Origin of the sequence: Mesoterricola sediminis (genome assembly GCF_030295425.1) — a bacterium.
Classification (GTDB): domain Bacteria; phylum Acidobacteriota; class Holophagae; order Holophagales; family Holophagaceae; genus Mesoterricola; species Mesoterricola sediminis.
On the sequence record NZ_AP027081.1, the window covers coordinates 2,804,311 to 2,817,677 of the forward strand.

The following is a 13,367-nucleotide window of genomic DNA, read 5'->3' on the forward strand; positions in this document are numbered from 1 at the left end:
CATTCTCCAAGGGGGCCGCCTGAGTCCCTGGATGGGATTCTTCAACCCCATGCGCGTTCGAATGAGATGGAAGATAAAAAACCCGCATTCCACCTGGACGACTTCTTCGCCTTCCGGATTCCCTTGCTCCCCTACCGGGACTGGGAAACGTGGAGTGAGGGCCTGCGCGCCGCTCCGGCCCAGGCTGGCCCGGATGGATTCCGTCAGGCCTATGCCTTCGACATGGAACTTCTGCGCAGTCGCCTCCGCCTCTGGGCGGCACGTCCCGAAGTCAGGGAAGCCCTTTTCGTGGCATCACCGGACCTGGTGGACAGCCTGCCCCGATGGGCCGAAACCCCAGACAGCGAAGGAGGCCGCCGAACGGAACGGGCCTTGGTCCGTTACTTGGCCCGGATGTGCAACCGCCCCACCCCTTTCGGCCTGTTCGCCGCCCACGGAACCGGCCACCTGGGTCCCGAGACCCGCCTGAGCATCGCCCCCCGGGTATCCTGGAATCGCCATTCCCGGCTGGACATGGGCTACGTTGACCAGTTCGTGGCCGTGTTGGAACAGGATCGCGGTCTCCGCGGAGCCCTCTCCTTCCGGCCCAACTCCAGTCTTTATACCGCGGGCGGGCAAATCCGCTGGGTTCGCAGTTGGATCGAGGCCGGCGGACGCCGGTTCGAACTGATGGGCGCCAGGATGGACGACCCCCTCCGCGCCTTGCTGGAAGCAGCCCGGGACGGAATCGGCCTGACGGGATTGACGGACCTCCTTTGGGATGGTGAGCTGGCCCAAGAGGAGATCCATGGGTACCTTCATGCCGTGATTGACCGCCAGATCCTGGTGTCAGACCTACAGCCCCCGGCGACGGGGAAGGAGCCTTTGAAAGGATTGGCGGCCCAACTTGACCGGACGCCATCTTCCCAGGCCATGGCCACGTCCCTGTCCCATGTAGCCCGCTTGCTGGAGGACTTGGATTCCCGCGGGTTGGGCCAACCCCCGGAGGCCTACCGGGCCTTGAGGTCCGCCCTGCCACATGCAGACTCGGGGCCTTTCGGCTCAAGGCCTTGGCAGGTGGACCTTTTCCACCCGCCCGACTCCTTCGCCCTGGGGCACAGCCTGCAGGCGGAGATCATGGCCGCGGTGACCTGTTTGAGGCGTTTCGGCTTCCGAAGGCCCTTCGATCCCCTCGGCCCCTTCAAGGCGGCCTTCACCCGGCGCTATGAGGACCATTGGCCGCCCCTGCTGGAGGCGCTGGATCCTGAATCCGGCATCGGTCTCGACGGAACCGGCGGTGACGTGGCGTTGGGGGTCCCCCTGCTGGAGGGGCTCGAAGGGAAATCCTTGGAAGCCGCGGAGGAGTCCGGGGAATCGGCCTTTACAGCCCTGGAGGCCCACCTGCTGAAACGGATCCAGGCCCTGGAAAGTTCCATCCCGCCATGCCTGGATTTGCAGGAAGCGGACATGAAGGCCCTTAACCGTGAACCGGCGGTGCCCCTGCCGGATTCCTTTTCGCTCATGGTGGAGTTGGCTGGCCGATCCGTCGAGGCCTTGGATTCCGGCGACGGGTGGATCCTGGTCCATGCTGGAGGGGGACCCTCCGCGGCCAGGATGCTGGGGCGTTTCTGCCACGGGGATCCCGATCTGGCCTCCAAGGTCCGCAGCCATTTGAAACGGGAGGAGGGGCTCCGACCGGGGGCCCTCTTCGCCGAGATCGCGCACCTGGGGGAAGGCCGGATGGGCAACGTTCTGGCGCGGCCCGTCCTGCGGGACTACGAGATCCCTTGCCTGGGACGTTCGGGAGCGGAGCCGGACCGGTGGCTTCCCCTGGAGGACCTTCATGTGGGGCTGCGGGGTGAACGCCTGGTCCTATGGTCCCGCAAGCACGACCGGGAGGTGCTGCCGCGCCTTGCCAGCGCCGCCGCCTACCAGGACCGCGGCAACGAGATCTACCGATTCCTAGGGCTTCTTCAGGACCAGGGCGTCCAGAACTTCCTGGGCTTCTCCTGGGGACGGCTCGAAACCGAGCCCTGCCTGCCCCGGCTCACCTGCGGGCGGATGGTGTTTGCCCGCGCCCAATGGCGCCTGGAGACGGCGGATCTTGACCCCATCCGGCGCGCTTATGACGCCCAGGGCCGGTTCCTAGCATTCCAGGAACTCCGGCAGGGGCGGAGGCTCCCCCGGCGTCTGGTACTGGCGGACAGCGACCAGGAACTGCCGGTGGACCTGGACAACCCCCTGAGCGTCGAGGCCTTGTGGTCCCTGCTCCGAGTCCGGAAGGGGGCCGTGCTGCTGGAGGATTTCCCCTCCGCAGACCTCCTGCCGGCGCGTGGCCCCGATGGCGCCTACCGGCATCAACTCATCCTGACCTTCCTGGGGGAGCACGGACAGGTTCCGCTACCCGAGCCTCCGCCTCGGCTCGGCCGAAACCCCGTCCTTCATGCCCCAGGTTCCGAGTGGCTGTACGCCAGGCTCTACATGGGCCGGCACACCGCGGACAGACTCCTGGCCGGCGCCCTGGGTGGATGGATCCGGGATGTGATGCGGTCAGGCATGGCGGACCGCTGGTTCTTCCTTCGCTACTCGGATCCTGAGCCTCACCTGCGCCTGCGCTTCCACGGTGATCCAGGGATCCTGTGGGGGCACCTCCTTCCCAGCCTCAAGCTCGCTGCGCAACCCTGGCTCGCCGAAGGCTCCGCCTGGGGGTTCCAGTTGGATGCCTATGTTCCAGAAACCGGCCGCTATGGCGGCACGGACAACCTGGAGCGGGCGGAACGGGTCTTCCAACTGGACAGCGATGCAGTCCTGGAATGGCTCGGGTCCGGCGCCGGCAGCCCCGGCGCCGACCGCTGGAGGCTTGCCATGGTCAGCGTTGACGGCTACTACGAGGCCGCAGGATTCACCCTGCAGGAACGGCTGGCCCAGGCCCGGGCGCGCAGGGAGGACTTCCGCGTGGAATTCGGCCTCCACCGCCCGGAACGCCGCCAGCGCCTGGGTGCGGCGTTCCGGCGGGAGCGGCCGGCGCTGTCCCGGATCCTGGCCGGCCCGGAACTCGAGCCCGGCGGCCCCGCCCTGGCCATCCTGGAAGCCCGGAATTCCCGGTTGAGGGTGGAACTTGAGGCCATGCGGGCCCTGGAGGCTTCAGGCGGCCTGGAGGGCTCCTTCGAGGCCGTACTGGCCAGCCTCCTGCACATGTCCATCAACCGGCTCCTGGCTTCGGCCCAGCGGCCCCAGGAGGCAGTGATCCATGATTTCCTGGTCCGCTGGTACGAATCCTGGCTGGGCCGGGACCGGAAGGCACCCTAGCCATGCCCGCCCCCGCCGGTGCCCCCCTGTTCCGCCAGGAAGCGCTGGAGGCCTATCTTCGCGACCGGAACGGCCGGGAAATTCTGCGGGTGAGCCCCCTCTGGAGTTGGACCGTCACGGTGACTCTCGCCTGCCTGCTGGCGGCCGCGCTTGCCTTCGCCTTCCTGGGGAAGGTCGATGTCATCGAGAAAGGCCCGGGCATCCTGCGGCCGCAGGGCGGTGTGCGCCTCCTCTCGGCCCAGGCGGAAGGGGTGATCTCCCAGGTGCTGGCCAGGACCGGCGACCCGGTCAAGGCGGGGGATCCCATCCTGCGGCTGGAGGCCCCCCAGCTCAAGGGCGCCATCCAGGAAGCGGACCTGACCCTGGCTGCGCACGTTCGCGAACAGGCAGAGGTCGCCGACAACCAGGCGTCCCTGTTCGCGCAACAGAGGGCCATGGCCCAGGTCCGGGTCGAGCATCTTGAGCGGGAGACAGCGAGTTTCCTCCGCACCCGTGACCGCGCCGCCGATCAGCTCTCCGCCCAAAGGGAATTGCACAGGCAGGGCCTCATCAGCCGGATGGAAATGCTGGATCATGAAAACCGGTTCGATGCCGCCCAACGGGATGTCGCTTCCGGCGAGAGCGAGCTGAGCCGGGCCCGCCAGGAGCTGGCCATGCTGGAGACCCAGCGGCGGCAGCAGGTGTGGCAGCAGAAGACCGGGGTTGCCCTGGCCCAGGCACGGCGCGTATCCCTGGAACACCGCCTGGGGCAGACGCTCATTGCCAGCCCGGTGGACGGGATCGTGGACGGCCTGGTCCTGCGGGCGGGGGATCTGGTCAGCCCAGGTGCCGTGACAGCCAAGGTGATCCCCCTCGGCACGCCCCTCAGGGTCATCGCCTTCCTCCGGGAAAAGGACAGGGCCTTCGTGCGCGAAACCGATCCGGTGACCCTGGAACTGGCGCAGTATCCCCACGCCGAATTCGGGACCCTCAAGGGACAGGTGGTGCGGGTGGGCACGGATCTGGCGGGCCCGGCGGAAATCCAGGAAGCCTTCGGCGTTCCCGAAGGACCGGTGGCCAGTCCCAGCTTCCGGGTGGAAATCCAGCTCGACCCGGGTCAGGGGAATCAATGGAACCTCCGATCGGGCATGCTGCTCGAGGCCCGGTTCACCCTGCGCCGCCAGCGTCTCGCGGCCCTGGTCCTTGACCCGCTCCGCCGGTGGCTGCGTTGAGCCGGCGCGCACGGGTCCCCTTCATCCCCCAGATGGAGAACGCGGAATGCGGGGCCGCCTGCCTCGCCATGATCCTGGGCCGCCTGGGCCATCACGCGCCGTTGCCGGAGGTGCGCCAGGCATGCAATGTGGGCCGCGACTTGGATGCTAACCAAAACCAGGCCGCTTCTGCTCTCCAGAAGCAGTCCACACCTGAAACAGGATCGGAATCCTGGGCGGATGGCAGCCATCAGCGAAACTCCGGGCCAGGGCAGCACTCGGGGCGGAGGCCGTAGGCCGGAGCGCCGAGTGCTGTCCTGGCCCGGGGTCTGGGGGCTCAGGGCTCAGCCCTGTGGGTCACGCAGGGACACGCCGTTGATGCGCACCGTCTTGCACCGGTGCCGCAGCCGGCTCAGCAGGGCTTCCACCAGTCCCGGGTTGCCCAGGAAGTTCTGCCACTCAGGGAAGTCCAGGTTGGTGGTGATGATCGTGGGGTAGCGGTTGTAACGCTCCTCCATGAGCTTGAAAAAGATGTTGGTCTGCTCCGGCTTGATGTTCAGGTAGCCCAGTTCGTCGATCAGGAGGACCTGGATCCGGGACAGGCGTGTCAGGAGCTTGCGGGAGGACCTGTCCGCCAGGGAGGCGTACATCTCGTCGAACAGGTCCTGGGCGCGGATGAACAGGCCGCGGTGCCCGTTCTGCAGGGCCTTGAGGAGGATCCCGGACGCCAGCCCCGTCTTGCCCACCCCGGTCGGGCCGATGAACACGATGTTCTCGGCCTTGGCGATGAAGTCCAGTTCACCGAAGGACCGGATCTGGCGCTGGTTGACGGAGGGCTGCTGCTTGTAGGGGAAGCTCTCCAGGGTCCAGTTCTCCGGAAGCCTGGCCTGCCGGATCCGGTAGGCCATCGCCGATTCCTGCTGGTGATGCCATTGCGCCCGCAGCAGCCGCGCCAGGAACTCCTCGTAGGAGGGCTCCTCCTTGGCGGCCTCCGCCAACTCCTGGTCCAGGATCTCGGCCATCCGCCCCAGATGCAGGTTTCTGAGCAGTTGCTCCAAGTCATCCTTCATGGTCGTCCTCCTTGGGATCAGGGGTGGGGTCGCCGGCGGTGTCTCCGAGTACGAAGTACTCCCGGGCGATGTGCCGAAGCACCATCCGGTCCAGCCGCTCCAGGTCGAACAGGCCGTATTCCAGGGCGGTCCCGATGGCGGCCAGCAGCGGGGCGCGGGGGTAGTCCCGGACCATGGCCTGCAGCCGCCTCAGCATGCGCAGCATCCGGCCCGGATGCCGGACCCGGAAGGCGGCGACGTACCCGGCCAGGGCCGGCTCTGCCAGCAGCAGGTCCACCTCCTCAGGGCTGGTGGTTCGTTTGCTCCGGCCCTGGCCGCGAGGGGCCCGGTGGGCGGGATCGATCACCCGCTGGCCGGAGGCGTCCAGCACCTTGCGGTGGGTAGCCACCTGCCTTGGACCAACAAAGACCTCGATCTGGTCGCGGGTCTCCCGCACTTCGAGCTGGTGGCCGATCAGCGCATAGGGGATGGAGTAGCGGTTGCCTCCGATGCTGACGAAGCCCTGGATGTCCCCGATCCTCTGGTGGAGCTGGTAGACGGTGGGGACCCAGATGGGCAGCGGCCTGAGCTGGGTCCGCTCCTCCAGGAACAGCTCCCTCGGGCTGGCCTGGAGGCTGCGCTTGCGGGTGGCGTTGACCTTCTCGCACCAGTCCCGGGCCTGCCGGTTGAGATCGTCCCAGTCCCGGAATTCGCGGCCGGCCAGGAAGTTGTTCTCGATGTAATCGAATGGCCGCTCCACCCGGGCGCTGCGGTTGGCATGGCCCAGCGCATGGGCGCGGAACTCGAATCCGAACCGCTCGGCGAATGCCGCCATCTCCGGCGCGGGGATCATGGACGCCCCCGTGCCCTGGGACACCACCACGTGGGTGTTGTCGATCATGCAGCGGGCGCAGGCCCCACCAAAGAACTGCAGGGCTTCCGTGAGGAACACCTTGCACCAGAAGCGGTTGAAGGTCGGGTAGTACTGGTGGAACAGCATCCGGGAATGGCAGAGCACCAGGCTTGCGTCCTGGATGAGGAGCATCCGCTCCCCGATCCGCACCCGGTGCGGACTGGTGTCGTGCTGCATCTCCTCGCCGGGTTGGAAATGGTATTCCCCGGAGGGCTGGGGTCCCGGGTGGCCGATGCCGTGGCGGCGGCAGAACCCCGTCAGCGCCTGGTAGGACAGGTCGGCGCCGCGTTCGCGCAGGATCTCGTGGACCCGGATCAGGTTGCCCTTGCAGGCCGGGAACAGTTCCAGGATCTCCTCCCGGTGCGGCTCGGCCTTCTCCGGCCGCTGGTTTTCGGGGATCGTCGGGGCCCCTGCCGCCAGCACCCGGCCCACGGTGTCCCGCGAGGCCCTCACGGCCCGGGCGATGCCCCGGATCGTGTGCCCCTGCTCGCGGAGCACCAGGATGGCGGTCCGTTTCGACTCGTCAAGCATGGGGCAGCTCTCGCTCGCTGCGCTGGAACAGGGCCTGGCAGTCGCCGGCGGCCTGGCGCAGGGCGGCGCTGGCCTCCTGGACCTCCGACGCGGAGTGGTGCAGGACCAGCGCCCCGCGGCCCAGGTGCTGCTTGGCCCTGCGGGCCACCGCCGCCAGGGTGCCCAGGTCCTCCAGCCAGAGATGGAACGGGTTGGCCAGGCCCTCCGGGGCCGCCAGGGCCCGCTGGGAGCGGAGGAACAGCACGGGATCGGCCAGGAGGCGTTCACGGGCCTCGGCCCGGCTTTGCTGCCAGGCGGCCTTGAGGGCCACGGCCTCCCGGGTGGTGAACGGGGCCTTCAGCAGGGCCGTGCACAGGTTCAGGCAGTCCCGGCGGTTGGCGCGCGCCAACGGGACCAGGACCTTCATGGCGGTGTGGGCGGAAAGCCGGCCGAATAGCACGTGCTCCTGCACCTCGCCGGGCAGTTCCTCCACCAGGGCCAGCCGCCGGGATACCCAGCTCGGGGTGCGCCCGAAACGCCTGGCCAGTTCCTCGGGCGGCATCTGGAACCGGTCCCGCAGCTCGCACAGGAACCATGCCTCCTCCAGGGCGCTGTCCGGCTCAGAGGTCCGCATCATCCGCTCCAGCAGCAGGGCATCGACCTCGCCCAGGTACCAGAGGGCGGCCTCCAGCGTGTCCCGCTTCAGGCGGCGCAGGGCCCGGAAACGCTTGTAGCCGTCCAGGAGGGCGTAACGGTCCTGCCCCAGGGCCAGCACCACCACCGGCACCTTCTGGCCATCCGCGGCCAGGGAGGCCAGCAGTTGACGCTCGCCCTGGGGATCACGGCGACGCAGATGCTCGTAGCGGAGATCGATCTGGTGGAATTCGAGGTCCATGGCGCCACCCGAAAGGACGGCCAACAGGGTAGGAAACCCCGGGGGAGCCTTTCGAGGTCGTCTCGCAGGTGGAGGGGGGGAAGTATGTCTTTATTTTATTGATTCCATAGGAGGTTGGGCGGAAGCTGCGTCTCGCGGCCGGGAAATATCATGTTTGTCGATACCTCGTGATTTCATTTGAGTTGCACGAGAACTGCGTCTCGCGCCTGGCGCAGGAGGACTTTGCCGCTCTCCTCGACCAGGGCGCTGATTTCCAGCCCGACCACCTTCCGGGCGTAGCGCCAGTCGATGGCCTCCGCAGGCACCGTCCCCTTTCCCCCGGCCCCCACCTGCACCAACTTGGCGGTGAACCGGGTGTGGCGGTCGTAGTCCGGGTCCCGGTCATGGAACCGGGCGCAGGCCCGCCGGTGCCGCTCCTTCTGGCAGGAGGGGGCCCCGCAGACGCGCTGCCGCTCCCCAACCATCCGGTCTGGGTGGAACCATTTCCTGCAAATAAGGCAGGGCCGAGCCTTGAGCATGCCGGGCCTCCTTGGAAAGGGGGTGCTCAAGCCTGTCCGGCCTCCACGCTCGGGACCAGGGGGAACAAGGAGAGGTGGCCGATTCTGGAGAGCAGGGATGCTCAGGTCTCAGCCGCCGATGGCCTGGTTTTGGAGAGCAGGCCTATGCCGATTCTGGAGAGCGTCGAAGGCCGCGACGGCGCCACCGCCGCGGGCATCCTCCGCGCCGCGGTGGGATACGGCCTGGAGGCCGACGCCTACCACGCGGAGGTGGAGGAACTGGCCGGTCTGCCCATGCCCCTGATCCTTCACTGGGAATTCCGCCACTTCCTGGTCCTGGAGCGGATCACGGGGCGCAAGGTTGTCCTGATGGACCCGGCCCAGGGGCGCCGCAGCCTGGACCATGGGCGGTTCCGCGAAAGCTATACCGGTGTGGCGATGACCTTCAGCCCCGGACCCGCCTTCCGGCCCCGGAGGAAGCGCCTGCCGTCGAGGGATCGCTACTTCGCCATGATCCGCGAGCACCTGCCGTCCCTCGGGCTGGTGCTCCTGGGCAGCCTGTGGCTCCAGGCCCTTGGTCTGGTGCTTCCGCTGGGCCAGAAGGTGCTGGTGGACCAAGTGCTCCTGCCCCGGCGGGAAGGCTGGTTGTGGGGTCTCGCCGCCGCCCTGGCCGGAGCGGCCTCCGCCCAAGCCCTCCTCAGCTACAGCCGCATCCGGGTGCTCCAGAACCTGCAGGCGACCACCAACCTGGCCCTGGCCCGGAGCTTCATGGGACACCTGCTGGCCCTGCCCATCGCGTTCTTCCTGCAGCGCGGAAACGGCGACCTGGTACACCGCCTGGACAGCCAAGGGGAGGTCCAGAACCTCTTCACCGAGCGCAGCGTGGCGGCGCTGCTCGATGCGTTCCTCCTTGCAGGGTATGCCACCCTGATGGTCGCCTTTCACGCAAGGCTGGGCGCCCTGGTTATTCTCTTGAGCCTGACCCAGGTGGCCTGCCGGTGGGCGATCCGGGAACGGAAAGCGCGCCTGATGGCGGCCGAACTTGCCGCCGCCGGCAATGCCAGTTCCGTCCTGGTGGAATCCCTCTCCACCCTGGAAACCATCCAGGTCGCTGGCGCCGGAAGGGTGTTCGTCCAACGCTGGGCCGACGCGCGGATCCCGAGCCTCAACGCCGCGCTGGAGCGCCAGGGCCTGGAAGCGAACCTGGGCGCCGTGGATGCCTGCCTTGGCCACCTCGGCGCCACCCTGGTGCTCCTGGCCGCCGGTTGGGAGGTCCTGAACCATTCCATGACCCTCGGCACTTTTTCCGCCTTCCTGACCCTCCAGACCCTCCTCCTGGTGCCACTGTCAGCCCTGCTGGAGGCCTGGGGCCAACTTCAAGGTCTGGGGAGCCATCTGGCGCGCCTGGACGATGTCATGGAAGCCCGCCCCGAGCCGGGGGGGGACCGGGATCCCGGCAAGCTGACCGGCGCCATCGACCTTGCCGGCGTCAGCTACCACTTCCCGGGGTGCCCAGAGCCCGCGTTGGCTGGAGTAGACCTGCAGGTGAAGGCCGGATCCATGGTCGCCCTGGCCGGACCCACCGGAGCCGGCAAATCCACCCTCGCGCGGCTCTTGCTGGGGATGCACGTTCCCGATGAAGGCAGCATCCGATTCGACGGCCTCGATCTGCGCACCCTGGACCTGCCCCACCTGCGCCGGAATCTGGGCGTGGTCCACCAGGACACCTTCCTGCTCAACGACACCGTATGGGCGAACCTGGCCCTGCAGGCACCGGATCTTCCCCGCGAGCGCCTCATCGAGGCAGCACGGTCAGCCCGCGTCCATGAGGTCCTCTCCGCACTGCCCCAGGGGTACGACACGGTAATCGGCGAGAACGGCCTCACGCTCTCCGGAGGTCAGCGCCAGCGCCTGGCCCTGGCCAGGGCCCTGGCACCACGACCGGCCATCCTCCTCCTCGACGAGGCCACCAGCGCCTTGGACCCAGAAACCGAGGCGGCCGTTCACCGGAATCTCGCCGGACTAGGGTGCACCCGAATCGTCATCGCGCATCGTCTGGCGACCCTGGCGGATGCAGATCTGATCCTGGTCCTGGAACGGGGCCGGGTGGTCCAGCGCGGCCGGTACCGTGAGCTGGCGGAATGTCCCGGGCTTTTCCGGACCATGGTGGAATGCGAACGTGGCCCGAACCCCTGAACCGGAACGGCTGGAGGGAATCCGGGCCCAGGAAGCCCTGCGCCGGCTGCTGGCGGCCCGGGGGCTGGAGCCCGGACCGCCAGCCATGGCCCTGGACCGCGAGGGCCTGGCCACCGAACTGGAGCGCCACGGACTCCAGGGTCGCTGGGTGGATCTGGAGCCCCAGGATGTTCCATGCCTGGAACTGCCCACCTTGGCCGCCCTGGCCAACGGCACCTACCTGCTGATCCTGCCCACGCGACACGGCCGGATCCATGTTCAAGGCTCCGCTTCAGAAGAGACCATGGAAATCCGCGCCCTGCCGAAAGCGGCCTACCTCGATCTGGCGGCGGGTCTGGCGGAGGGAAGTCTGGTCCGGACCCTCATCCGGACCCTCCTGGCCCAGAAACGGAGGGTGCTGGAGATCCTGGCCGCGATGGTGGCGGTCCAGGCCGTCGCACTCCTGGTTCCCCAGTTCACGCGGATCCTGGTGGACCGGGTCTTCCCTTCGGGGGCAAAGTCCACCTTCCAACTGGTCCTCTGGGCCAGTGCCTTCACCGGCGTCTACCAGGCTTGGATCCTTTGGCTTCATGGCCGGTACGAGCGTTTTCTCGGCGCACGCCTCGGCTTGGTCCTGGAGCAGGGGCTGTTGTGCCGGCTCCTGCGCCTTCCCTGCGCCTGGATCCGCGGCCGAAGCCAGGGCCAGCTCCTGCAGGGCATCGCTGGACTTCAGGCCGCGCAGACCCTGCTGACCGGCCACTTCCTGGAGGCGGTTGGCGAAGGATTCACCACCCTGGCCTGCCTGGGGATGATGGTGAGCATCCTGCCAGGCGCCACCGGACTTTTCGCTGGACTGGCCCTGCTCTGCCTGGGCCTCACCCTCCTGGCCGGGTTCCGGGTCGTGAACCTGGAGGCGCAGGTGGTGGAAGCCCAGGTTCGCGAGCGTGGATTCCTGATCGAGATCCTCCGTGGCATCACGTCCCTCAAGGCCTCCGGCGCAGAACGACACGTAGGGGAGAACTGGGCCCGGATGGCCTCCCGGCGCTGGAGCCTTAACCTCGGCACCCGGCGCGCCGCGGCTTCCGCAGGGGCCAGTGTGGCCTTCATCCAGATTCTCGGCGTCCAGGGCTTGACCCTCTGGGGAGGCCTACAGGTTCTGCAGGGAAACCTGCGCCTCGGGGAACTGCTGGCCTTCCTGATGCTGGCGGCCTCCCTCCAGCAGGCGATCTCCGGCCTCGGGGACACCCTGCTCCAATGGTGCACACTCAAACCGCAGCTCGCAGAAGTCCGAACCATCCTGGAGACGCCAGCCGAACCCGTGCCGCCGGTCCTGACCGCAAGCGCCCGCCAACCCGCAGGGATCGACGTCCAGGACCTGGCCTTCCGCTACAGGCCGGAGCGGCCCTGGGTCTTCAAGGGGCTGGATCTGGTGGTGCCCCCCGGGGAGAAGGTGCTCCTGAGCGGCCTGTCCGGATGCGGCAAATCGACCCTCCTCAAGATCCTGGCCGGGCTCTGTCTCCCCGAGCGGGGCCTAGTCGTGCTCGGGGGCCTGCCGCCGAGGCGGGCCCGGGGCCTGGTGGCCTACCTTCCGCAGTCCGTCCAGCTCTTCAATGGCTCCCTGCGGGAAAACCTGAGGCTGCTGTCCGGGGGTGCCGGGCGCGAGGAGCTGGAAGCGGCCGCCCTGGAAACTGGGTTGGCCCGCCTGGTGGCGACCCTGCCCATGGCCTGGGAGACCCTGGTGAGCCCTGGAGGGGACAACTTCTCCGGAGGCCAACGCCAATTGATCGCGCTGACCGCGGCCATCGCAACGCCCAGGCCCGTCCTGCTCCTGGACGAGCCCCTGGCCAACCTCGACCCGATGGCCAAGGCCGCCCTCCTTCAAGGCGCCCTGTTTAAAGCCAAAACCGTGATCATGGCCAGCCATGACCTCACTCACCGCCACGCAAGGAAGGAAGGCAACGTCTTCAGGGTTGTGGACCTGTGAAGCCGCACGCCGGGTCGAGGCATGTTCAGGGGAAGGTCCGATTCCAGGCATGGTAGCCTCCGGAGATCCCATGACGAACACGCCCGCCGATGCCCCGCCTGAACACGACCTGGACTTGGTGCGGCTCTATCACCAGGCTTTAGGAGACCCGCCCGGAACCGTGGATGAGGCAACCTGGCAAGACCTGGCCATGGATGATGTCTTCGGCAAGATGGACCGCACCGCGAGCTGGGCCGGAAGCCAGATCCTCTACCGGTGGATGAGGGTTCTTGAACCCGAGGACCGGATTCTGGAGGCCCGGTCCCGGAACTACCAAACCCTCCGGAACCACAGGGCATGGATGGACCGGGCCAGGGCAATCCTGAAGCCCCTCGGGGAATCCGGCGGCGCCTTCCTGGCCCCGTTCCTGATCGTCGGGCTGCCGGACCAGCTCCCGCGTCCATGGCTCTACATTCTCTGCGCCCTGGTCCCCCTGCCCTGCTTCCTGGGATGTTTCCTGGCTCCCTGGCTTTTCCTTCCGGGACTGGCCTTTCTTTGCGTGAATATCCTCATCAACACCATCCTCGGGCCGAAGCTGGCCCCGTACTATCCGGCCTTCTCTAGGATCCACGCCCTGATCGAGGTGGGCGACACCCTCGCGGCCCTACGGGAAGCACCTCCCCTTCCGGAAATCGACCGCCTGCGTCAGTGCCGCCCGGCCATGGCACGGGTGCAGGCGCGCCTGAGCACGCTTTCCGTGGACCGCAGCCAATTGTCAGAACTGGCCGCGGCGATCTTCGGCTACCTGAACATGCTTGGACGAAGCCGCTTCGCGGCAGGGGTGATCAGCGTCCGTCCAGCCTGATCGTCCAATAAGGCTTGCGGGA

The 13,367-nt window shown here is 67.7% G+C and carries 10 protein-coding genes; 6 read left to right on the forward strand and 4 right to left on the reverse strand.

Going from position 1 to position 13,367, the window contains the following annotated elements; genetic code table 11:
* Nucleotides 1–66: 66 nt before the first annotated feature.
* From R2J75_RS12355 to R2J75_RS19925, 3 genes are read left to right on the forward strand one after another with little or no spacing between them, the layout of a single operon-like run.
* Nucleotides 67–3,288, forward strand: a complete 3,222-nt coding sequence (locus R2J75_RS12355) for a lantibiotic dehydratase (protein ID WP_316410278.1) — start codon at nucleotides 67–69, stop codon at nucleotides 3,286–3,288.
* 2 nt (nucleotides 3,289–3,290) lie between these two features.
* On the forward strand, nucleotides 3,291–4,499 hold the full coding sequence (locus tag R2J75_RS12360) for an HlyD family secretion protein (protein WP_316410279.1): 1,209 nt from the start codon (nucleotides 3,291–3,293) through the stop codon (nucleotides 4,497–4,499).
* Nucleotides 4,487–4,774, forward strand: coding sequence for a cysteine peptidase family C39 domain-containing protein (locus R2J75_RS19925; protein ID WP_394365842.1), 288 nt, complete (start codon nucleotides 4,487–4,489; stop codon nucleotides 4,772–4,774). The genes R2J75_RS12360 and R2J75_RS19925 overlap by 13 nt, the downstream gene beginning before the upstream one ends.
* Nucleotides 4,775–4,822: 48 nt before the next feature.
* On the opposite strand, the gene istB is transcribed toward R2J75_RS19925, so the two are convergent.
* The 4 genes from istB to R2J75_RS12380 all read right to left on the reverse strand — a co-directional run bounded on the left by istB (nucleotide 4,823) and on the right by R2J75_RS12380 (nucleotide 8,309).
* Nucleotides 4,823–5,548: an IS21-like element helper ATPase IstB gene (gene istB / locus R2J75_RS12365; RefSeq protein ID WP_243346733.1), complete on the reverse strand. Its 726-nt coding sequence runs from the start codon at nucleotides 5,546–5,548 to the stop codon at nucleotides 4,823–4,825.
* Nucleotides 5,538–6,971 (reverse strand): IS21 family transposase, encoded by a 1,434-nt coding sequence (gene istA, locus R2J75_RS12370; RefSeq protein ID WP_316410280.1) that lies wholly within the window; start codon nucleotides 6,969–6,971, stop codon nucleotides 5,538–5,540. The genes istB and istA overlap by 11 nt, the downstream gene beginning before the upstream one ends.
* Entirely contained in the window at nucleotides 6,964–7,845 is an 882-nt protein-coding gene (locus tag R2J75_RS12375) for a ParB/RepB/Spo0J family partition protein (protein WP_279342097.1), read from the reverse strand. Before R2J75_RS12375 ends, istA begins: the two co-directional genes overlap by 8 nt.
* A gap of 173 nt (nucleotides 7,846–8,018) precedes the next feature.
* Complete coding sequence (locus R2J75_RS12380; RefSeq protein ID WP_243346735.1) at nucleotides 8,019–8,309, reverse strand: hypothetical protein; 291 nt, start codon at nucleotides 8,307–8,309, stop codon at nucleotides 8,019–8,021.
* Nucleotides 8,310–8,507: 198 nt separating this feature from the next.
* Here R2J75_RS12380 and R2J75_RS12385 point away from each other — a divergent pair, with 198 nt between their 5' ends.
* The 3 genes from R2J75_RS12385 (at nucleotide 8,508) to R2J75_RS12395 (ending at nucleotide 13,345) form a co-directional block, all read left to right on the forward strand.
* A complete protein-coding gene (locus R2J75_RS12385) occupies nucleotides 8,508–10,538 on the forward strand; it encodes a peptidase domain-containing ABC transporter (protein ID WP_316410281.1) in 2,031 nt (676 codons plus the stop codon).
* Nucleotides 10,522–12,501, forward strand: a complete 1,980-nt coding sequence (locus R2J75_RS12390; RefSeq protein ID WP_316410282.1) for an ATP-binding cassette domain-containing protein — start codon at nucleotides 10,522–10,524, stop codon at nucleotides 12,499–12,501. Before R2J75_RS12385 ends, R2J75_RS12390 begins: the two co-directional genes overlap by 17 nt.
* A gap of 70 nt (nucleotides 12,502–12,571) precedes the next feature.
* The gene (locus R2J75_RS12395; protein ID WP_316410283.1) at nucleotides 12,572–13,345 is read left to right on the forward strand and encodes a hypothetical protein; all 774 of its coding nucleotides are present in this window, start codon (nucleotides 12,572–12,574) and stop codon (nucleotides 13,343–13,345) included.
* Nucleotides 13,346–13,367: the final 22 nt, after the last annotated feature.

What these genes read in the sequence shown, in the direction of transcription:
- R2J75_RS12355 (WP_316410278.1), top strand. Translation starts at nt 67, where the DNA reads ATGGAAGATAAAAAACCCGCATTCCACCTGGACGACTTCTTCGCCTTC.
- R2J75_RS12360 (WP_316410279.1), top strand. Translation starts at nt 3,291, where the DNA reads ATGCCCGCCCCCGCCGGTGCCCCCCTGTTCCGCCAGGAAGCGCTGGAG.
- istB (WP_243346733.1), bottom strand. Translation starts at nt 5,548, where the DNA reads ATGAAGGATGACTTGGAGCAACTGCTCAGAAACCTGCATCTGGGGCGG.
- istA (WP_316410280.1), bottom strand. Translation starts at nt 6,971, where the DNA reads ATGCTTGACGAGTCGAAACGGACCGCCATCCTGGTGCTCCGCGAGCAG.
- R2J75_RS12375 (WP_279342097.1), bottom strand. Translation starts at nt 7,845, where the DNA reads ATGGACCTCGAATTCCACCAGATCGATCTCCGCTACGAGCATCTGCGT.
- R2J75_RS12380 (WP_243346735.1), bottom strand. Translation starts at nt 8,309, where the DNA reads ATGGTTGGGGAGCGGCAGCGCGTCTGCGGGGCCCCCTCCTGCCAGAAG.
- R2J75_RS12385 (WP_316410281.1), top strand. Translation starts at nt 8,508, where the DNA reads ATGCCGATTCTGGAGAGCGTCGAAGGCCGCGACGGCGCCACCGCCGCG.
- R2J75_RS12395 (WP_316410283.1), top strand. Translation starts at nt 12,572, where the DNA reads ATGACGAACACGCCCGCCGATGCCCCGCCTGAACACGACCTGGACTTG.